The organism is Acetobacterium wieringae (assembly GCF_023700225.1).
Lineage (GTDB): Bacteria > Bacillota > Clostridia > Eubacteriales > Eubacteriaceae > Acetobacterium > Acetobacterium wieringae.
Map to the genome: position 1 here is coordinate 2716365 of NZ_CP097897.1, position 18472 is coordinate 2734836.

The window sequence follows — 18472 nt, forward strand, 5'->3', positions numbered from 1 at the left end:
AGAATTCTTCAACCTCCGACGGTCCTTTCAGGCCCCACCCCATGTTTTTTAAGGGGGGCTACCCTTTGCGGTTGCGAAAGTACCGGGTGATGATTTGCTTCTGCATCTCCTTGTCTTTTCTGCTATCATCTAGCATTGCTCTACCCAGACAAGTTTCATAATCCACATCAATCGCAATGATGGCTGCTTTTAATCGCTCAGCAATCAGTTCACGCTCGTTCTGCTTGGGAAGCGATGCAATGATCCAGATGTTTCTTGCATCAACCTTCTCTGTCTCAACCAATTGGTAGAGATGATCACGAACACCGGCCACTGTCTTCACCAGATTGTCCGGCAGCCCATCCTTACTCTGCAGACTGAGCGCCTGACCAATCAGATCAAAGTCAATGACCAGATCCCCATGGTCCAAGTGCTCCATCACATAAGTTGTCTTGCCCGATGCCGGAGCACCACAGACCAACCACCGCTTAACCGGCTGAGGATTGCCAGCATCATCAAAGTAAACGCCATTGTTTGTCAGCCTTATCCGACGCTTGAAGTTATCACCCAGCGGGTTAGTCTTTCGATGTTCATCAAAGTGACAGTCCCGGCAGAGCAGCTCAAGGTTATCCTCCCCATAAACTATTTCAGGATCATGGATATTCTCCGGCGTCAGATAAATCTTATGATGGACTTCCTCACCTGGTCTGCCACACCGTTCACAAATTCCAAATCGTTTCTGGAAAATGTAATCTCGTTTTGAGATCCAACGTTTGGAACTGTATATTCTTTTTGCAAATGCACCAGCCATAAATCACCTCAAATCTTAAAATAAAAACCCGAACATTATTTGCTATTTATAGCGTTAATGTTCGGGTTTTTCCGTTTGAATGTTTAATTATCTTAGAGAATCACACATTCAGTTTTTCATCTCTCTACTTACTAGAGTATAAGAAATTCAGACCTTCAATGTTCACCCACTCATTTTTTAAACATTCAACATCAAAAAAATAAAAAAAGCTCACCGTACAAAGTCAGCTAATGCCTTTGTGTACTCGTGATACTTCTCCTGATCCAGTCCTAAATATAGTTTTGTCTCTTCAATGCTTGAGTGTCCCAGCAGCTCTTTCACCGCTACAACATCCTTTCCGCTGTCCATGTAAATTTTATAAGCATAGGTTTTACGCATGCTGTGCGCCGTGATCCCTTTGATCCCAAAGTAAGCAGCGGCATCCTTCAAGATATTGCTGATTGCCTGAACCCCAATGGCTCCACCTTTTCGGGATGGAAACAGCCACTCATAATCACGCTTATCTTTGATGTATAATTTTAACTCTCTGGCTACCTTGGGAATAATCTCCGCCTGCCGGGGTTTCCGGTTCTTCTGTCGGATGTTCTTAGAATTGTATTTCTTCCCTTCCTGAATCAGAAAGTACCCATGCCGAATCGCTTCCCTGGCATCCCTGACCTTTAGGCCAACTAAATCCCCGGCCCGGTAACCGGTCGTGATGCCGATTAAAAATAAAATGTAATTTCGTCTGCCCTCAACCGTTCTGTTGGATGCCGCTTTTAAATAATCTTGCATATCAAGAACGTCCTGGGTTCGCTTGATTGGTTTTGATGGTTGTTTTCTCACTTCATTGTTCATCCTCCATTATTTTCGAGTCACCCTTGAAATCTCTATTTCAATAATCTTTTGTTGAATTTCAAGCTCCTGCAGTTCATAACGGAGCTTTTTAATCTCTTCTGAGGTTTTTGACCTGCTATCGAGAAGCGGATATATGAAAATAAAAATTCCAACTCCACTCAAGAGACCTAGAATTCCACTTGAAATAACATTAAATAATGATATTGACTCTTGATTTAAACCATAGTTTATTACTGCGCCGATTATATAACCAACTATAGCGGAAATAAGTAACACTGATTCAGATATGCTGAAATTGAATTCTTCGTTTAAATCGTCAATTCTATACTTACTTGAGTTAATTCTCCCCGTTAGTTCAATAATTGTATCTTCCAATATTTCAACTGAAAATCGATTTGAATAATATTCTTTATTTCTTTCGATTGATTCAATGTACTTAAATTCATCTAGCTCAACATCAATTTTGCATATACCTTTCTTATTCTTTCTGTACTGATTAGCTAGTCTTCGAACAATTCCTTTAAACTTTTTTTGTTTCATATTCAATCACCTCAGCATCATTTTACATTCTGAGATGATTATAATCAAACAAAAAATAGAAAAGCAACCTTTTCGGCTGCTTAATTCTTGACCTTCTTTTTCACTTTAGATAATATCATGGTTTTAAAAAAATTGCTGTACCCTATTTTGTTCACTATTCGCCTATTATTGATTATTTTTTTCTTCCTTATCCAATTTTGACGATATTTTTCTAATATACCCATATCCATAACCCAGCACTAACGCTATCTCCTGTAAGCTGTATCCAACCTGATCCCTTAGATATTTAACCTTTGTATTCACATTATCAATACTACTTATCTGCTCAAGAATCTGGTTTTTCAAATTAACGAGAACATCAATCTCCCGGTTGTGTTCATTAATTTGTTGCTGCAACTCCATGACCTCCGGTAGAATATCTTCAAAAGCTCTTGACCGGTTACCATGAATGCATGAAGCATCCAGATCATCCCCCAAATTACTTGTTTTAATACCATCCGGAGCAAGCTGGCTCATCAGTCTCCCTTTTCTGCGAACCAGATTGTCCCTACAATTCGTCTCTATATTGATCATGGCCGTAATACTCTTAACCTTTGACATTCGCTTCCCCCCATGTTAAAATAATTCTATGAGCGATTTGGGGCGAAAGCTCCTTTTTTTATGGGCTTTTTCGGAGCATCAACTGATATCCTGAACACTCATTTCATAATTTCGGCACTTATATAAACGATGCGCATTGGCCGAAGCTGAACAATTATTTTTGAAATAATTATTGTAATATTTACACTCCTTCTTTTTACATGCGTTTTTCTTTTTCCCTTTCATACACTCCTCCTAAATATTAAAACTTCTAAAATCAGTCCCTTTTTTCATATGCATATTAATTGCTGCTGGGCGTTGCCATGATCTTGCAAACTTTTCAACTTCTTTTGGATATTCTGTTTTTTTATCCGTGAAGTCCCTGTAAAGCTGAGCAAACGGCATAGCTCCAGCATGCCAGATCTTTTGCAGCCGTTCCTCATTTTTCCTAATGTCGCCATCGATCAGAGCATAGCATTTCAGTTTTTCTCTGCTGAATCCGGCTTTTGCCAATTTCGTGACGGCAATTTCAAGGTTTTTAAATGATCCATCTGTGTCGCATGCAAGCCACAATTCATCAATTTTTAATCCTCGCACATTCTCAATAAAATGGTCGTCGATCAGATCTGATTCCAAACCGCCTTTGAATTGCACCAACTTTTGGGTTTTCAGCATTTCAAAAACTCTATCTTTGTGAGTTCTCGATGTTTGAAGAAAATTATTGTCCTGAATCACATTTCCCTGACAAATCCGTATTTCCTTTAGTTTGCCCTCGATCTTTGGAACTATGCACCATGGGCATTGGTTATTGCATCCCCTGCTTGTAAATGTGATATTCGATTTTAGGTAAAGACCTTGTTCAAAATCCGGTGCTTCACTTTCAAACGCTGGACCTCCAAGCTTCACTGGTTTATCCTGCGTGGATCGGAATTGATAGGCCAATTCTTCACAAAACTTCTTATCCCAAGTAAATGAACAAGAAATATGGATTTCGTCAAATTCTGGAAACAATTCCCACATTGGTGCTTGAGTCAATCCATTCGGATAATAAACAAGCGGATCGGTTGGTGTATAACTTGTCTTCTTTGGAAATACTCTTAGTATTTTCATTTTCTTCTTTTCACAATCCCACTGATCACACCACCAGTAACGCCGCACACCACCGCACTCAGGAAAAATAGTCCGATCAGCGCTGCAGCGATCCCAGACGTAGCTAATGCAAACCAGAAACTCATTGAAGCAATATTTATTAGTATTTCAATCATGCGCTCACCCGCTTCAATGTGATCCGCCCGCCAATAACCATAGTGACTTTCTTGACTTTTGAAGAAAAGAACTCAATGCTCTTTCCCTGTCGACATGGGATATTAATCAGACAGTCCCCTTTCATCACTTCCAGCCCAATTTTCTGGGCCAAACCAGCTCCAGCATAAAAGGCATCGCTGGTACCATCTTGATACAGAATTTCTATAAAACCATAATACTCACTTCCATATTTACTTTTCATAATGTTCCACCATCTCCATTATTTCCTGGGCCAATAATTTGCCCTTTTCCAAATCAACCGCAAAGACACCGTTTTTAGCTGAAGTAATCACCAGGCTATCACCCTTGATAATGTATCTCAAGCCAGTAAATCGGTCACTTTCTACCTCAAACCCTTCTTCTCGATCCCGGCTTTGAGATTTGAAGTTATAAATTCTTTTGATAAATTCCATCTCATTCCGCTTTTCTCTTTTCTAGGACAACCCCATATGCAAATATAAGGCACCTCGTCAATATGCTCACAGCCATCACAGATCCACTTCATTCTTTTGCTCCAGCTCCATACCGCTTAGGTTTAACCGCCCGGATCTCACCCTTAACACTTTCCAGCAGGGCCTTTTCCTGCTCGATGTCCTTGGGATCGGCATCAGGCCGAGTTATGTAATACTGCAGAGCATGTTTTATTGTTTGCAATTTTCTGTATTTATTCATTTTCCACCCCTTCATTTTGGTTCTCATATTCTTCAAGCACCGGCTTAAAATATTTTTCCTCAGCAGCTTTTCGGGCTGCGATAGCGTCATTGATGTCGGCAAACGTACCAAGCGTGTATTTTTTACAACGGAATCCTATATGCGCCACCCATTTCCCGCTTCGCTTCTGCCAACAAACACCCTTTACTCCTGATTTATTGTTAATTGCAAGCTTGCTTTTTAAAAAATTTGGATTTGTGTGGTTAAATTTTTCAACTATCTCCTTTACATTTTGTCCATTATTTTCAACTAAACACCCACAGCTCCGGGTATTCCCACTTCTTAAGTGGCATACGGGTACAATTATTATGTTTCCGCAGTCGCATAAGCACTCCCAACTTCTGTATTTTCCTTTATTTTCAACTCTCTTTGTAACCACCAGCCGCCCAAATCGCTGCCCGATCAAATCAATAGCTTTAGGCATATTCATTCGTCCTCCTGAAATTTATAAATCCTCGCTGGCACCCCATGAAATAACTTTGTTGTCCGTTTCTTCCGGATCACCCGGCAGATCACCGGGATCTCAGCTTTGCAGATCTCAGCCAATTCATTCAGGCTGCCAGCGGTGGCCAATGGCCATTCATATTTGCTGGTATCTGCTATTAAATAAATCATCTGATGACCTCAATGCGCCCAAGTTCAGTATGCCGATGGAACCCCAGCTTGACCGTTGGGAAATGCGGATATAGTTGTCCGTTTGAGCAGCTGCACCGAGCAACGCATTCATGCCCGTCTGGCTCAAGGATGAATAACATTCCACGGCCATGACAAAGCTCGCATTCAACAGGATTCACAACAATCGCTTTATGCATTGTTCTTGCCAGTGATAAAATATCACCCGGTTTCGGCTCCCGGGTTTCTCCAGATTTCAGGTATTTAATATACGCCTTGTGGCAAGTGTCATATGGCACATTGTCCAGGATCTCTTTCCATGTTTCGATGGTCACATCTCTTACGCTAATCCGAGGAAAGCACCCCTGCATTTCCATCAGCAAGTTGGTTGTTTCTGCATGATTCAATTTTCAATTCCTCCTGTCTTTCAAATTGCAGCAGCTTTTCAATTTTTGACGTTTCGATAATCTCAGCTATCGATGGTACATATTTACAAGTTTTTATCAGACTTTTTGTGGCTGGTAATGCAAATCGGTAATCCACATCTTCCAGCAGGTTTTCCCATACCTTCTGAGTAAATTCATTGACTTGAAAATTCTGGTATACAGCAGCCAACGTCGCTAAAATTTTTGCTGTTTCGGTATTAGTCAAAGATTGATCCTCCTTGTTCCAGCTCATATTGGTTTTGAAGGTTTGACAGCGCCCCCTGCAGGTTTCTGGGGATCTGGGTTTTATTGTCGTAATTCCCCTCGAGGATTTTAACAAAGTTCTCCGGCTTCATGATCCAGTCAAAGCTGGCCATCCACCCCCGATCATTGACCCCACAGAGAAAATCACTTTTACCAGCTTTGAAAAAACAAACACTGACCGCTTCCCGCCCATGCTCCTTGATCCGCTGCTGAATGATCCCCCGTCGCTTCGGCGTTAAGGCCGTTACTTTTGGCAGACGTGAAACAACCCGGTTGAATTCCTCCACCACATCATTCAGTATTTTCCGATCCCCTTTTTTCGGGTTTTCTGTTAAAGCGATCTCAGTGGTTTCGGGGTTACTCTCTCTATCTGTGTTTATATTTGTGTTTATATATGTGTTTATATCTGGTATAGGTTCGACATTCTTGTCACTTCTATTTGACAAATCTGGCACTTTCATTTGACAATTATGTAAAATGGAAATGCCATAATCAGTAAATGCATACCACAAAGTTCGATCATACTTCAATTCATTATAATTGCCTTTTATAATTATTCCTTTGCTAATTAAATCGTCCAAAATCTTCCGAATCTGTCGATCTGACCAGAAAGGAAATAGATCTTTCCAAGCCTTGATGCTATTAAAAGTCCAATAACGGCCATCGTGGAAATGCTTATCATTGGCTTCATTCTTTTTAATCCAGAATTGAAGATTTTGAACAACAATGGCAGCGCTGACTCCCAGCTCCTGAGCTATTGCTATGTCAAAATTATAATTCACGCCACATCCTCCAGCTTGTCAACGCCTGCCCATTCCAGGGCAGTTCTCAGATTGGTTGTAAATTTTGTTAGCACCTTAAAATAATGCTTAACACCATCTGATTTCATCTTGATTTCTTTATATCCCGGAGCCGTAAAATGCAGTACCCCATTATTTTTTGATTCTTCTGGCACAAATCCCTTTTTTTCTAAAATTTCAATTACTCTCTGTAATGAATAGCTCATGTTTCTTCCTCCAAATATTCCGGTTCCAGCTTTATACTTTTCCGGAACCGGTTAATCATTTTTCTAAATTTCTCATCGCCTTTTTGACGTTTTGATTCTCTTTCATAGAGAGACATCATTTTCAGATACTGAATCTTATCCTCATCACTTGTTCTATTTTTCTTCATCCCGACCTTTCTCCACTATACAAACGCATTTTTATATGCTAAAATTTACAAAAGAATATTTACCTCGACAGGGTAATAACTTGAGATCGCTGTTCCCGCAGCGGTCTTTTTTCTATTGCGGAGAAAATCAAACTCCACCCGGACATGATGCCCTCCATTAATTCTTTTATAAATGTTTCCGAGGTTTCTATTTCGTGTTCATCAATATGATTATCCAGGATAACTTTTCTCATTTCGCTTTCTAACGGCTGTATATCGCCTATTTCGGCTTGAAACTTTAAAAATGCCAGTGGAAGGTCTGTTAGCTCGATATCCGGGAATATTTCCCTGCCTATTAAAGTATTTTCTTTAAGATGAATTAACGGTAACCATGGTGTACCGTATAGTTTTGCCATGTTCAAAACGATATCTTCCGGGGGCATATGCTTTCCAACATCGATAGAATAAGCTTCATAACTGCCTAGTGCCCGAACCGAAATCCCAAGCTTTGGCGCTGCTTCTTCCTGGGTTAAACCGGAACGATCTCTGCAGATTCTGTAAATACTTTTGTATGATTCTTTCATGTTCTTTTCTAGTCCTTTCGTATAGAATTAAAATATAGAATACAAATTCTCCCAAATCCCTTCAACAACCTCAACATGATCCACGCTTAATTCTTTGATCTTTCTTCAACCCACTTTTCAGCCAATGCTATATTTACATAGTACCGCTGACCAATTTTAAAAGCCGGAAATGTGTCATCGTATAGGTATAATGACCGTATACGATTATAGGGTAACCCCAGCTTCTCAGCCGCTTCCCTTGGCTTAAGTAGCAACGTTTCCGGCTCTGCTTTTGGTTTAGAGGTTTCTGATTTTACTAGCTGCTCAACCATTGCGCCTAGTAATGCTAAAATCTCCGTGTTCTGTGCCTGCATTTTTTCACCTCCTAACTGGCTTTTGAATTTTGCTCTTGTTTCTTTTTCTCCATTCTCCTATAATTGTTTTATAAGTCAGCAGCCTTGGAATAACTTATTTAGGAGAATAAATGGATTATTTAATTACAAACTGGATCGCTTTGTTCGCTCTTGCACTATCAGTCATAAGCATTTCAATTTCTTTACACACTCACTGGAAATCAATAATTAAATTTAAGATAAACACTTCATCAGACAATTATTGTTTTGGCTTTGTTTGGTATGATGAGTATAAAATAGCCGTGATTCATCTATTAATAGAAAACAACTCTAATACCGAGGTTGCAATCAGTCGAATACAATTAAAATTCAACTCAAAAATATATGATGCTACAAGGTGTGATCTCCATGATGACTATAATAAAAATGGAATAACCTTGCTTGACAGCAACAAAACGAATCGTGGACAAGCTTTGAATTTGATGTCAGAAAACATTCTTGATAATCTTCGTATTTCATCAAATGGAACCACTCAAGGCTATGCAATTTTCGACGTTGATCAAATTATCGGAAAACAAGAATTATGTAATTTAATTATCTTCACTCCTGGGAAAAGATTTAATGCAGACATTCTGATAAAACCGCTTCCTGATCATTTAACGCCTATTCACCCATTCACGAATTCAGTAAAAGAGCAATGATTGCTAAAGTTACTCCAATGAGCGAAAGAATATCTGCAAATAACAGAAGCTTTCTATCTTTTGGATTCATCCAACTCACCTCCTAACTGGCTTTTTATTTTTACTCTTGTTTATTTTTACTCCCACTCCTATAATTAAATTATCAGTTCAATGACTGAAATAATTTGTAAGGAGGTACACTCATGTCTGAATACCAAAACATTGATACCGTTAAAGAACTAATTAGCATTGAAGATGTCGACGAGCATCTTAAAAAAGGTTGGCGTATCCTCAAAATGTACACGGTTTGTTCTTCACCTAATCCTGAATCTTCTGGTGACCAAACATTACACTATGTCCTTGGACATAATCGCTATTTGATGGGAATTTATAACTCGGATAGCACAACCCACTAACATTTCCGTCCAAAAATAACCACAAAACTCTGGGTATTGGTATATGAATTGATCAATATCCAGTTTTCATTTAATAACTCTTCTGCTCTTTCCAGATCAGTCACTTCTTCAACAGAATCAACCGGTATTGGTTCAAAAATACAGCTTTGCTTATACTCCTTCACATCTGAGAATTTCTCTTTGAATTCTTTTTCTGTCATCCTTCTCACCTCCTAACTGGCTTTCGGCTCTTTTGCTAACGTTTCGTTGTTTTCATCAGTAAAAAAAATTTCTTCTATAGTAACGTTAAAATAGTCTGCAATTACCTTTGCCATCTCTAAATTTGGTACTCTTTTACCAGTTTCCCACATTCCAACGGCTCCTGATGTCACGTTTAGATCTTCTGCAAGGTCATTCTGCGTCAAGCCTTTCATGGCTCTGTATTTTGAAATATTGTTCACTCTTCACCCCCTCCTTTCCTTGCTAACGTTCTGTTGTCATTATATTACAACGTTTCGTTAGCTATGTCAACATATTTTTAACATTACGTTAGTATTTTTACTAACAGATTGTTGTTTTTAATTGATTTTGATATAATTGACTCCATAAAATAGAGAAGGTGTTATTATGTTTTCAGATCGTCTAAAATATTTACGTTCAACCGAAGATTTAACTCAACGTGATCTTGCCTTTAAGTTAGGCATTACAAGCGGTGCTGTTGGGATGTACGAATCGGGAAAGAGATTTCCTGATAATACTATCTTAAATAAAATAGCCGATTATTTCCACGTCTCCACCGACTACCTTCTTGGTAGAACTGACGACCCACTACCAGTGCGTAACGTTGACCAGGATTTTAACGACGAACTCGATACCGAAAGCAAATGGTTGAATTTTCTTAAAACACTAAGTGGTGATTCCATGTTTTATCAATATGAGAATATTGATGAAGAACAAAAACTGGCCATCATGGATGAATATAAAGAAAAGCTGGAAAAGAAAAAGAAAAAGGTCGAGAAATTTATGGACTTCTCTGATGAAGTTATTGATGAAGCTTTGAATTTTGCGGCGTATAACCAGGAACAGCGAAAAAAGAAATTAGATGATTAGGCAGGCTTATTAAAGTCTGCTTTTTTAATTATTAAATTTTAAAAAAATTTAACATATGTCAATATTTTGAATTGGAGAGTTTAATGGAAAAAAAAGTAATAACGACATCAGAAACAAAAATTACTGTCGATGGTTCGATCATTAATGAATTATCCGAAAAAATCCCATCAAATATAGTTGCTCTTAATGAATTGATTAAAAATGCCTATGATGCTCAGGCTAATAACATCGATATAACTATTGATTTACCAAATAAAAAAATAACAATAGTCGATGATGGCGATGGTATGAGCGAAAATAGTATTGATGAATTATTTCATATCTCACATAGTCAAAAAGAATATGGAACCGAAGTAAACGGTCGAATCATTCAAGGTTCAAAAGGCCTAGGTTTTCTAGCTGTTTTTCGCTTTGGTAAAACAGTTACTTGGAATACTAATACAGGCGATAATGGTTTTCAATTCACAGTAAATCTGGATGAGATCGTTGCTCAAAGAGATATTTCAAACTTCCCGATTGTATTAAATCATGATAGAAACATAAAAAAAGGGACAAAAATAGAAATCTTTATGGATGATTCAAATGTCAAATTATTACAACCTGACTTAAATGATCAAACAAAAATAATGAAAATTGTTAATTCATTCTGTGACAATGTTATGACTATTAAATTAACAATCAATAGTGAAGATCCATTAATCTCCAAAGAGATTAATGCAGCAACAGAACGAATCAACTCACAAATTATGAAGATCTCTTTTGATTCGACAAAAGATAGTAATATTTTATTTGAATATCCATTTAATAAAAAAACTTTTGAATTAGCGAAAATTCAATTTGATACCTTAATAACAGACTTCGATGTAAAAATTGAATTATTTGCGTATCATTTAACCACTAATGAATCAACAAAATTCAACCAATTATTTCAAAAACCTGACGAAGAAACCCCACAAATAACACCACTACTTTATATTAATAACAATTTGTTTAATAATTACAACTTGTTTAATGTTGACATCAACAGACGTAAACAATCTGGACAATCGCTACCTCAATTAATTGGTACTATAAAAGTTTTTTCAAAAAGTAAAGACTTGATTTTCAACTCTGACCGAACACAATTTGTTCAAAATGAACTAACAAATAATATAACCGAATTTCTCAAAAAAATAAATATGACAATACAAGATGAAGGCTCCAAAAGAAAGAAACATTTAAATAATTTCGAGTTTTATAAAAACTGCACCATTGAATACAGAGATGGTGATGATATCGATAAAATCAAAAGTCTATTAAAACAAAACATAGATGAAAAGTTCTATTTTCGGGATGAAGTTTCTATCGATGTAGACTTAAAAAATAACAGCGCAACGTACAGTATATTTGATCATAATATTCAAATCCAACTATCTAAGAAAAAACCGCCAAATAAAAAACAAGCTGAAAAATCATTTGTTACCCCTATTTTAGAATTATACATACCCAACGCTTCGTATCCACTATATGGACCTGCAATTGATTTAAAAAAATTCATAAAAATTGCTACTGACAGTAATGGCAAATCAGTAACTGATATAGTAGAAATTAAAATTAACAACACTAATGAAACTTTTATTGGTTCGCAACAAAATGATACTGAATTTGAAGTAATTTATTCGTTTAATGATTCCGAAACAAAAACCGACCTAATAAAAAAAATATTGATTGTATTTAAACAACAAACTGCTGCAGTAACAGGTAATGCAAATATAAAAGAAGATTTAATAATATACAACGGCTTATGTAACTATATTATTGAATTTAATCCAATAATTTCAAAGTTAGTTACACAAATTAACAGCCTATATGATAATGAAGAAACCTATTTAGAAATTATTGCATGTTCACTTCGATCTATTTATGAATTGAGTATGGATTCAATAAAAAAACATTCAAACATATCTGACAATAATAATGAATTTCAAGCTTTAAAAAACAAAATCACTGCCAACAAATTAAAAGATAATGTAGGATTTGTCATTGATTTTTTTAATAATGCAACAAAAACTACTTCGAAAATTTGCACTAAATTGGACATCTCACGGCATAATACGTCAAATATTCTCCAGAAAGATAAATATAAAGCTGCAATAGAAGACGCCCATTTAGGTGCACATAAATCAACAACAAATGTTACCAAAGATGATGTCAAGAACCTCGGTATACTGACAGGCACCTATTTAGTTTTACTGAATGAACTTTTAAAATAAAAAACCTGGATTTCTATTTCGATTTTTGTTAAAATACAACCGAGGTGAAAAATATGAAATTAGACAATAATTATAGCGATTATCGAAAAAAGAATGATATCCATGGTTCCGTTCTTTATCCAGCGCCAATGATTGCGCCAATGCAAAAGGATATTATCAGGAACATTATCTCTAAAAATAATATTTCTAGTATTTTTGATCCGTTCTGTGGATCAGGTACTGCACTCTATGAGGCTTTTGAATTAGATGAAAATCTTAATCTTTATGGTTGTGATATTAACCCATTGGCGTATTTAATCACAAAAACAAAACTTCATGGAGTTAATGAAAGCATATATTATAACAATGCAACGCTTCGTTTGTTAATTGAAAGTACCTATCCTGATGATTTCTATTTTGATAATATGGAGAAATGGTATCGGGAAGACATTTCAAATTCTTTGAAACGAATCAGAAAATCTATCATTCAAATTGAAGACGCTCAATGCCGTTCTTTTTATTGGTGTATGTTTTCAAATATTGCAAGAAAATACAGTAATTCAAGAAGCTCAACCTATAAATTGCATATACGCACAGATGAACAAATTGAAAGAATGACTAACAATGCAATCGAAGATTTTTTAACCGCTATAACGCTCGAATTGGATAAATACAAAAAGCATTCAGATAGCTTTAATCTTTTTAAATCCGATATTCTAATAAAGATCCTTGACTTTGAAGATCAATTTTTCGACCTCTCAATTACATCACCTCCCTATGGCGAAAATCAAACAACCGTACCATATGGTCAATTTTCTTCATTAGCTTTAAATTGGATTCCGGACGAAGAACTTGCACTTGAAGGTTGGGAAAAAAACAATTATTCTATTATTGATACTCAGAGTCTTGGAGGAATGAATAGTTTAAGCATAATAGATGAACGAGATATAAAATTGATAATGCCCTATCTAAATAAAATATCTGAAAGAAAGCATAGAAAGGTCATTCGCTTTTTTTCAGATTATTTCAGATTTCTAAATGAATTGTGTAGAGTTACTAAGAAGTATATAGTTCTTACTTTAGGTAACAGAACTGTTGATGGAATAAACATTGATTTAACCGATATTAGCTGCCAGTATCTAGAAAATCATAACTTTATCAATGTCGAAAAAAACTCTCGTGATATTCCCTATAAACGAATTCCAAAGACTACATCAAGTGTTGATAATAAAAGTGTACAGTCAATGAATTCGGAGTATGTACTCATTCATAAACGCAAATCTTGATATTTTCCCTTCAATAAAAAAGGACATCTTCATAGATCTTGCAAGATGTCCTTTCTCCTAAATATATATTTCAAATATTTTTAACAATCTGCTTATTTAAAACTTCTTATACTACAAAACAAATTTTTACCCATCCTTTTTTAGAACTTATGTTCTTTTTTGTGTTAAAATAAACAAATGTTCTTTTTTGAGGAGGCTTGTTTATGTTCAACACGCAACGGATGAAATCTATTTTTCTACACCAAAAATATAAAATCTCTACTTTCCCCATACCTATTTGGGAAATCGAACAAATCATTATTGATCGTGGCTATGATGTTTGCATTTCTAATAAATCAAAAGCTTCTTTTATTCTTAGCACTACTGTATTTGTACCAAATTTCAGTGACACCCACAATCGTTTCTGTTTAAGCCATGAATTGGGTCATATTATGTGCAATCATTATGATGTGTATCGTGTTGATAAATACACCAAAAATAAATATGAAGCCCAAGCAGATGCTTTTGCTTTATATTTAATCATGCCTCCTTTTTGCTTTGATCGTGATTTAGAACAGTTTAACGAATGGGATCTTGCTGAAAAATATGGCATTCCGGTTGAATATGTCATAAAACGTGCAGCATTAATAACGGAGCCAAGTAACAAAGAAATGAGGTTATACTAAATGGCAAGAAAAACATATAAGAAAAAAACTAAGAACGGTACTGAATATTATTTCTTCCGGCTGTTTTATAAAGATAATCGGCCAAAAGATATTTATGCAAATAGTGTTACTGAAATGGAAGAAAAGATTGGAAAAGCAAAAAAAGAAATGGATGGGGATCTTTCAACCGATACTCAACCCTTTGGTGAATTTGTCAAATACTGGCTGTATCAGGTCCATTTGGTGGATAAAAAGCCATCCACCAAAGAGTCCTATGATAATAAGTTCAGAAAATATATTGAGCATTCATCAGTTTCCAAGGTTCAACTAAAAAAACTCAACCCAAAGAAAATACAGGATTGGTATAACGACCTCTTTAAATCGGGCGTATCAACCAGCGTTATCAATGGTATTAATAAAATAGTACGACCTGCCATCCGCTTTGCAGCAGAAACCGCCCGGATACCAAATGACTTTTCAAAAATCATTAAGATCCCGGAGGATCGAACCATCATCAAAACGCCTACCCCAACTGTCAGACCGCTAACGATTGCCGAACAAACAGCATTTGAAATTGCGATCAAAGATGATGACTATGAAATGCTCTATCTTACGGCCATGTATACTGGTCTGCGCCCTGGGGAGCTTTCTGCATTAATCTGGGAGGATATTGATTTCAAAGGGAAAACAATTCGAGTGAACAAGGCTTATAAAGTCAGTAAAGACATTGATCTAAATAAATACATCGGAGTCACCGGCCCGCCTAAGACTAAAAACGCCAATCGCCTAGTGCCTATACCCGATGGGATCTTGACCAAATTAAAACAATATCAAATCAATCAAAGAGAAAAGTTCTTAAAATTTGGCGTTGCCGTTGAAGGTGATTTTCTTGTTTTCAGTAATTCAATTGGCACTTACCTGGATCGACAGAATATGAATAAACGGATTAAGAAGATTTATGAATCCTGTGGAATTAAGAATAAACGGTTTTATGATCTCCGGCATACCTATGCCACCCGTTTATTCGAACTGGGAGAAGCTCCAAAGACCGTTCAAATGTTAATGGGCCATGCAGACATCTCCGAGACTTTAAACACCTATACAACCGTTTTGGAGAAACAAAAGGTACTTTCATCAAAAAAACTTGATAAATTCTATAAGGGGCAAATCAAGGGGCAAAATAAAATAGACAAAAATAAAAAGCCCTCAGAAAGGGCTTAATTACTTGATACTGGAGCTAGCGGGGGGAATCGAACCCCCGACCTACTGATTACGAATCAGTTGCGCTACCATCTGTGCCACGCCAGCAGTAAAACTTACTGCACTATCATAACACAAACCCTGGCTCCATTTCAATATTTTTTTACCATTTACCTTTTGAGATATGACCGGCTATTTCTGCTTTGCACATTTCCTTGATGACGTAACAATCGGCTTCGGCTTTCTGAAAAATATGCAGACATCCTGGATCCAGATTGATTTCTGCACCCTTTCTTGACAAATGAACGATTTTTTCAGCCAGTCCAATCACTTCCATATGAATATCGTTGGTAACATAGGAGTCATATACTTTTTTAGCCTCTTCGTCACTTAAAGCTGCAAATTGCTCCCGGGGAGCTCCACATTTAGGACAATTTTCCGGGGCTTCAAGGCCTTCCATCTTATAACCGCAGACACCACATTTCCATAGCTTTTTCATTTATTACCCTCCATTTACTTTTTTTCTTTCAGTTTTTCTTTGACTGATACTATTATATACCCAAAATCACAATAATTACCACTTTGATTAAAAAATAACGATAATTATTTATCCTTGTGTAAACCTTTAACTACATGTTAAAATGATAACAATTAAATACCAGAGTAGACAAGATGCGTAAAGTGTTAAAGGATGGGAAGTTGCCTTTAAACGAAATGTGACCATTGCGGTATCTTGTCGCTTCCGCTGTTACAATGCAGATTGTAGGTTGCGGAAGCATTACTTTAAACTCAAGGAGGTTTTATGAAAAGTAATGCTTTTATTAGTAGTTCCACCCGAACCCGGGTCATGGTGAATTGTGGACTGCTCATTGCCATCAGCATCGTGCTGAAGATTTTGTTTGAGGTATACATCCCTCTTGGAGGTTTTCCTTCATTACGTTTAAACATCACTGCTTTGCCAATTATGCTAAGTGGTATTCTGTTTGGACCGCTAGCAGGTTTCGCCGTAGGTTTTATTTCCGATATCCTCTGCTTTATTATTAAGCCGGGCGGCCCTTTCTTTATCGGATTTACCTTAGCCAGCGGTTTGACTGGTTTGATTCCGGGTTTACTCTTTATGATGTTGCGAAAAAAAGAAGTAAAATATCTGGAATGGTTCAACCTGGTTTTTATCGTTCTGGCCACAATTATTCTGGCTGTTTCCGGCACCTTTGGTTTCGACAATGGTACCATTTATTATGCTGGTGAACCGATCAGTACAATTGTCTTTGTACTCTTTATTGCTTTAATGATCGCGTTTGCGGTCTTCCCCATTATTGTTGTAAAGAGATCAAATCTTGATAGTGAATTTCGTAGCGATCATATCCTGTTTATCGTCAGTGTTTCACAATTGGTCACATCAATATTGTTAAACACCTGGTTTCTGAGTATTCTTTATGGACAGGCGGTTGCTGTACTGCTTCCTGCCCGAATCATTACCAACATTTTCCTGATTCCCTTATATACAATCATGCTCGTTGGTTTATTAAAAGTCCTTCCCAGCTTCATTAAACAACGTTAGTTACAAAATAAGAAAAGAGGCAGCACAATCTGTTGCCTCTTTTACTTTTACTTTCAGCGAACACATCCTTCTTCTTATTATTTCTTTTGTCAAAGCAATGCTTTGATTTTTTCTTTATTTCCATATAGATAAAAATGTAAATACCGATCAAATTTGTTCTGATCGCTTGAGTATTATCACAAAAGATAGTATACTGATACTACTGTCGCTAAATATAAATGTCATATAAAACAACAAGCAAAATAGGATAACACTTAGGAGGTTTTCAAAATGGGATTAGTAACATCAACTGAAATGTTCAAAAAAGCTTATGACGGTGGCTATGCCGTTGGGGCTTTTAATGTTAATAATATGGAAATAATCCAGGGAATCGTAGAAGCAGCTGCTGAAGAACAAGCGCCTCTTATCTTACAAGTATCGGCAGGGGCCAGAAAATATGCCCATCCGGTCTATCTTAAAAAATTGGTCGAAGCAGCCGTCGAAGTCACTGGTTTGGATATCTGCCTCCATTTAGATCACGGCGATGATTTCGAGATTTGCAAAGCCTGTGTCGATGGTGGTTTTACCTCGGTTATGATTGATGGTTCAAAACACTCCTTCACTGAAAATATTGCCTTAACCAGACAAGTGGTCGAATATGCTCATGATCATGGTGTTGTCGTTGAAGCCGAGCTGGGAAAACTGGCTGGTGTTGAAGATGATGTCAACGTCGATACCCGCAATGCAACCTATACTGATCCCGATGAAGCGGTCGAGTTTGTTGAACGAACCGGCTGTGATTCGTTAGCCATTACTATTGGCACCAGCCATGGCGCTTTCAAATTTAAGGGCGAACCGCGTCTGGATTTCGAACGGCTTTACAAAATTTCCGACATGCTCCCCGGCTTTCCTTTGGTACTCCATGGGGCATCTTCGGTTCCCAAAGAATTCGTCAATCTTTGCAATCAATACGGTGGACAAATTCCTGGCGCTCAGGGTGTTCCCGAAGATATGTTGCGAAAAGCTGCGAAATCTGGCGTTTGTAAAATCAATATCGATACCGATCTGCGTCTGGCCATGACCGCCTCGATCCGCCAGGTTTTTGTTGAAAATCCCGGTTGGTTCGATCCCCGTCAATATTTGGGACCGGGTCGATCGGCCATCAAAGCCATGGTTGCCCATAAAATAAAAAATGTCCTGGACTGCAGCCACAAACGATAATTTATTTTATCCTTAACTTGTTTCTCCGTTTTTT

The 18472-nt window shown here is 37.0% G+C and carries 31 protein-coding genes, 1 tRNA gene and 1 riboswitch; of the genes, 9 read left to right on the plus strand and 23 right to left on the minus strand.

Translation table 11 applies throughout. The annotated features are described in order from the left end of the window. Window positions 1–58: 58 nt before the first annotated feature. The 19 genes from CHL1_RS13175 to CHL1_RS13265 all read right to left on the minus strand — a co-directional run bounded on the left by CHL1_RS13175 (window position 59) and on the right by CHL1_RS13265 (window position 8152). Window positions 59–790 (minus strand): HNH endonuclease, encoded by a 732-nt coding sequence (locus CHL1_RS13175; protein WP_250933343.1) that lies wholly within the window; start codon window positions 788–790, stop codon window positions 59–61. Window positions 791–1000: 210 nt separating this feature from the next. Next, on the minus strand, window positions 1001–1615 hold the full coding sequence (locus tag CHL1_RS13180; protein WP_338078235.1) for a tyrosine-type recombinase/integrase: 615 nt from the start codon (window positions 1613–1615) through the stop codon (window positions 1001–1003). Between the two features lie 18 nt (window positions 1616–1633). Further along, window positions 1634–2167 carry a hypothetical protein gene (locus CHL1_RS13185; RefSeq protein ID WP_250933345.1) on the minus strand — a complete coding sequence of 178 codons (534 nt, stop codon included), beginning with the start codon at window positions 2165–2167 and terminating at the stop codon, window positions 1634–1636. 165 nt (window positions 2168–2332) lie between these two features. Continuing rightward, window positions 2333–2767 (minus strand): hypothetical protein, encoded by a 435-nt coding sequence (locus CHL1_RS13190; protein ID WP_250933347.1) that lies wholly within the window; start codon window positions 2765–2767, stop codon window positions 2333–2335. 78 nt (window positions 2768–2845) lie between these two features. Then, entirely contained in the window at window positions 2846–2992 is a 147-nt protein-coding gene (locus tag CHL1_RS13195; RefSeq protein WP_250933349.1) for a hypothetical protein, read from the minus strand. 9 nt (window positions 2993–3001) lie between these two features. Continuing rightward, a complete protein-coding gene (locus tag CHL1_RS13200; protein WP_250933351.1) occupies window positions 3002–3856 on the minus strand; it encodes a radical SAM protein in 855 nt (284 codons plus the stop codon). Continuing rightward, window positions 3853–4011: a hypothetical protein gene (locus CHL1_RS13205; RefSeq protein ID WP_250933352.1), complete on the minus strand. Its 159-nt coding sequence runs from the start codon at window positions 4009–4011 to the stop codon at window positions 3853–3855. The genes CHL1_RS13200 and CHL1_RS13205 overlap by 4 nt, the downstream gene beginning before the upstream one ends. After that, complete coding sequence (locus CHL1_RS13210) at window positions 4008–4253, minus strand: hypothetical protein (RefSeq protein ID WP_250933355.1); 246 nt, start codon at window positions 4251–4253, stop codon at window positions 4008–4010. Before CHL1_RS13210 ends, CHL1_RS13205 begins: the two co-directional genes overlap by 4 nt. Further along, window positions 4243–4464, minus strand: a complete 222-nt coding sequence (locus CHL1_RS13215; RefSeq protein ID WP_250933357.1) for a hypothetical protein — start codon at window positions 4462–4464, stop codon at window positions 4243–4245. The genes CHL1_RS13210 and CHL1_RS13215 overlap by 11 nt, the downstream gene beginning before the upstream one ends. Window positions 4465–4552: 88 nt before the next feature. Beyond that, complete coding sequence (locus tag CHL1_RS13220; RefSeq protein ID WP_250933359.1) at window positions 4553–4723, minus strand: hypothetical protein; 171 nt, start codon at window positions 4721–4723, stop codon at window positions 4553–4555. Further along, entirely contained in the window at window positions 4716–5192 is a 477-nt protein-coding gene (locus CHL1_RS13225) for an AP2/ERF family transcription factor (protein ID WP_250933361.1), read from the minus strand. The genes CHL1_RS13220 and CHL1_RS13225 overlap by 8 nt, the downstream gene beginning before the upstream one ends. Beyond that, window positions 5189–5377: a hypothetical protein gene (locus CHL1_RS13230; RefSeq protein ID WP_250933363.1), complete on the minus strand. Its 189-nt coding sequence runs from the start codon at window positions 5375–5377 to the stop codon at window positions 5189–5191. Before CHL1_RS13230 ends, CHL1_RS13225 begins: the two co-directional genes overlap by 4 nt. Next, entirely contained in the window at window positions 5374–5781 is a 408-nt protein-coding gene (locus CHL1_RS13235; protein WP_250933365.1) for a replicative helicase loader/inhibitor, read from the minus strand. The genes CHL1_RS13230 and CHL1_RS13235 overlap by 4 nt, the downstream gene beginning before the upstream one ends. Next, the gene (locus CHL1_RS13240) at window positions 5720–6025 is read right to left on the minus strand and encodes a replicative helicase loader/inhibitor (RefSeq protein ID WP_250933367.1); all 306 of its coding nucleotides are present in this window, start codon (window positions 6023–6025) and stop codon (window positions 5720–5722) included. Before CHL1_RS13240 ends, CHL1_RS13235 begins: the two co-directional genes overlap by 62 nt. Next, on the minus strand, window positions 6018–6845 hold the full coding sequence (locus CHL1_RS13245; protein ID WP_250933369.1) for a hypothetical protein: 828 nt from the start codon (window positions 6843–6845) through the stop codon (window positions 6018–6020). Before CHL1_RS13245 ends, CHL1_RS13240 begins: the two co-directional genes overlap by 8 nt. Continuing rightward, window positions 6842–7069, minus strand: coding sequence for a hypothetical protein (locus tag CHL1_RS13250; protein WP_250933370.1), 228 nt, complete (start codon window positions 7067–7069; stop codon window positions 6842–6844). The genes CHL1_RS13245 and CHL1_RS13250 overlap by 4 nt, the downstream gene beginning before the upstream one ends. Next, window positions 7066–7236, minus strand: coding sequence for a hypothetical protein (locus tag CHL1_RS13255; RefSeq protein ID WP_250933372.1), 171 nt, complete (start codon window positions 7234–7236; stop codon window positions 7066–7068). Before CHL1_RS13255 ends, CHL1_RS13250 begins: the two co-directional genes overlap by 4 nt. Before the next feature lie 59 nt (window positions 7237–7295). Then, window positions 7296–7799, minus strand: a complete 504-nt coding sequence (locus tag CHL1_RS13260) for a helix-turn-helix domain-containing protein (RefSeq protein WP_250933374.1) — start codon at window positions 7797–7799, stop codon at window positions 7296–7298. An 86-nt stretch (window positions 7800–7885) separates the two neighbouring features. Next, a complete protein-coding gene (locus CHL1_RS13265; RefSeq protein ID WP_250933376.1) occupies window positions 7886–8152 on the minus strand; it encodes a helix-turn-helix domain-containing protein in 267 nt (88 codons plus the stop codon). Window positions 8153–8262: 110 nt separating this feature from the next. On the opposite strand from CHL1_RS13265, the gene CHL1_RS13270 reads away from it, so the two are divergent. Both CHL1_RS13270 and CHL1_RS13275 read left to right on the plus strand, forming a co-directional pair. Next, window positions 8263–8832, plus strand: a complete 570-nt coding sequence (locus CHL1_RS13270; protein WP_250933378.1) for a hypothetical protein — start codon at window positions 8263–8265, stop codon at window positions 8830–8832. A 182-nt stretch (window positions 8833–9014) separates the two neighbouring features. Further along, a complete protein-coding gene (locus CHL1_RS13275; protein ID WP_250933380.1) occupies window positions 9015–9227 on the plus strand; it encodes a hypothetical protein in 213 nt (70 codons plus the stop codon). Here CHL1_RS13275 and CHL1_RS13280 read toward each other — a convergent pair. Both CHL1_RS13280 and CHL1_RS13285 read right to left on the minus strand, forming a co-directional pair. Next, window positions 9224–9427 (minus strand): hypothetical protein, encoded by a 204-nt coding sequence (locus CHL1_RS13280; RefSeq protein WP_250933381.1) that lies wholly within the window; start codon window positions 9425–9427, stop codon window positions 9224–9226. The two genes, CHL1_RS13275 and CHL1_RS13280, sit on opposite strands and share 4 nt — an antisense overlap. 12 nt (window positions 9428–9439) lie before the next feature. Next, complete coding sequence (locus CHL1_RS13285; protein WP_250933383.1) at window positions 9440–9667, minus strand: helix-turn-helix transcriptional regulator; 228 nt, start codon at window positions 9665–9667, stop codon at window positions 9440–9442. Between the two features lie 166 nt (window positions 9668–9833). On the opposite strand from CHL1_RS13285, the gene CHL1_RS13290 reads away from it, so the two are divergent. The 5 genes from CHL1_RS13290 (at window position 9834) to CHL1_RS13310 (ending at window position 15698) form a co-directional block, all read left to right on the plus strand. After that, the gene (locus CHL1_RS13290) at window positions 9834–10316 is read left to right on the plus strand and encodes a helix-turn-helix domain-containing protein (protein WP_250933385.1); all 483 of its coding nucleotides are present in this window, start codon (window positions 9834–9836) and stop codon (window positions 10314–10316) included. A gap of 83 nt (window positions 10317–10399) precedes the next feature. After that, on the plus strand, window positions 10400–12568 hold the full coding sequence (locus tag CHL1_RS13295) for an ATP-binding protein (RefSeq protein ID WP_250933387.1): 2169 nt from the start codon (window positions 10400–10402) through the stop codon (window positions 12566–12568). A 53-nt stretch (window positions 12569–12621) separates the two neighbouring features. Next, window positions 12622–13833, plus strand: a complete 1212-nt coding sequence (locus CHL1_RS13300) for an Eco57I restriction-modification methylase domain-containing protein (protein WP_250933389.1) — start codon at window positions 12622–12624, stop codon at window positions 13831–13833. A 203-nt stretch (window positions 13834–14036) separates the two neighbouring features. Further along, window positions 14037–14498, plus strand: coding sequence for an ImmA/IrrE family metallo-endopeptidase (locus CHL1_RS13305; RefSeq protein WP_250933391.1), 462 nt, complete (start codon window positions 14037–14039; stop codon window positions 14496–14498). Then, a complete protein-coding gene (locus tag CHL1_RS13310) occupies window positions 14499–15698 on the plus strand; it encodes a tyrosine-type recombinase/integrase (RefSeq protein ID WP_250933392.1) in 1200 nt (399 codons plus the stop codon). It abuts the gene before it with no gap. Between the two features lie 11 nt (window positions 15699–15709). Here CHL1_RS13310 and CHL1_RS13315 read toward each other — a convergent pair. Continuing rightward, window positions 15710–15785, minus strand: a tRNA-Thr gene (locus tag CHL1_RS13315). A 55-nt stretch (window positions 15786–15840) separates the two neighbouring features. After that, complete coding sequence (locus tag CHL1_RS13320; protein ID WP_070372496.1) at window positions 15841–16176, minus strand: rubredoxin-like domain-containing protein; 336 nt, start codon at window positions 16174–16176, stop codon at window positions 15841–15843. Between the two features lie 158 nt (window positions 16177–16334). Then, a riboswitch (THF riboswitch) is annotated at window positions 16335–16427 on the plus strand. A gap of 52 nt (window positions 16428–16479) precedes the next feature. Here CHL1_RS13320 and CHL1_RS13325 point away from each other — a divergent pair. Together CHL1_RS13325 and fba are read left to right on the plus strand one after the other, a co-directional pair. Continuing rightward, window positions 16480–17238 carry a folate family ECF transporter S component gene (locus tag CHL1_RS13325; RefSeq protein WP_070372495.1) on the plus strand — a complete coding sequence of 253 codons (759 nt, stop codon included), beginning with the start codon at window positions 16480–16482 and terminating at the stop codon, window positions 17236–17238. Window positions 17239–17508: 270 nt separating this feature from the next. Beyond that, on the plus strand, window positions 17509–18438 hold the full coding sequence (gene fba / locus CHL1_RS13330; RefSeq protein ID WP_070372494.1) for a class II fructose-1,6-bisphosphate aldolase: 930 nt from the start codon (window positions 17509–17511) through the stop codon (window positions 18436–18438). The last annotated feature ends 34 nt before the right edge of the window (window positions 18439–18472 follow it).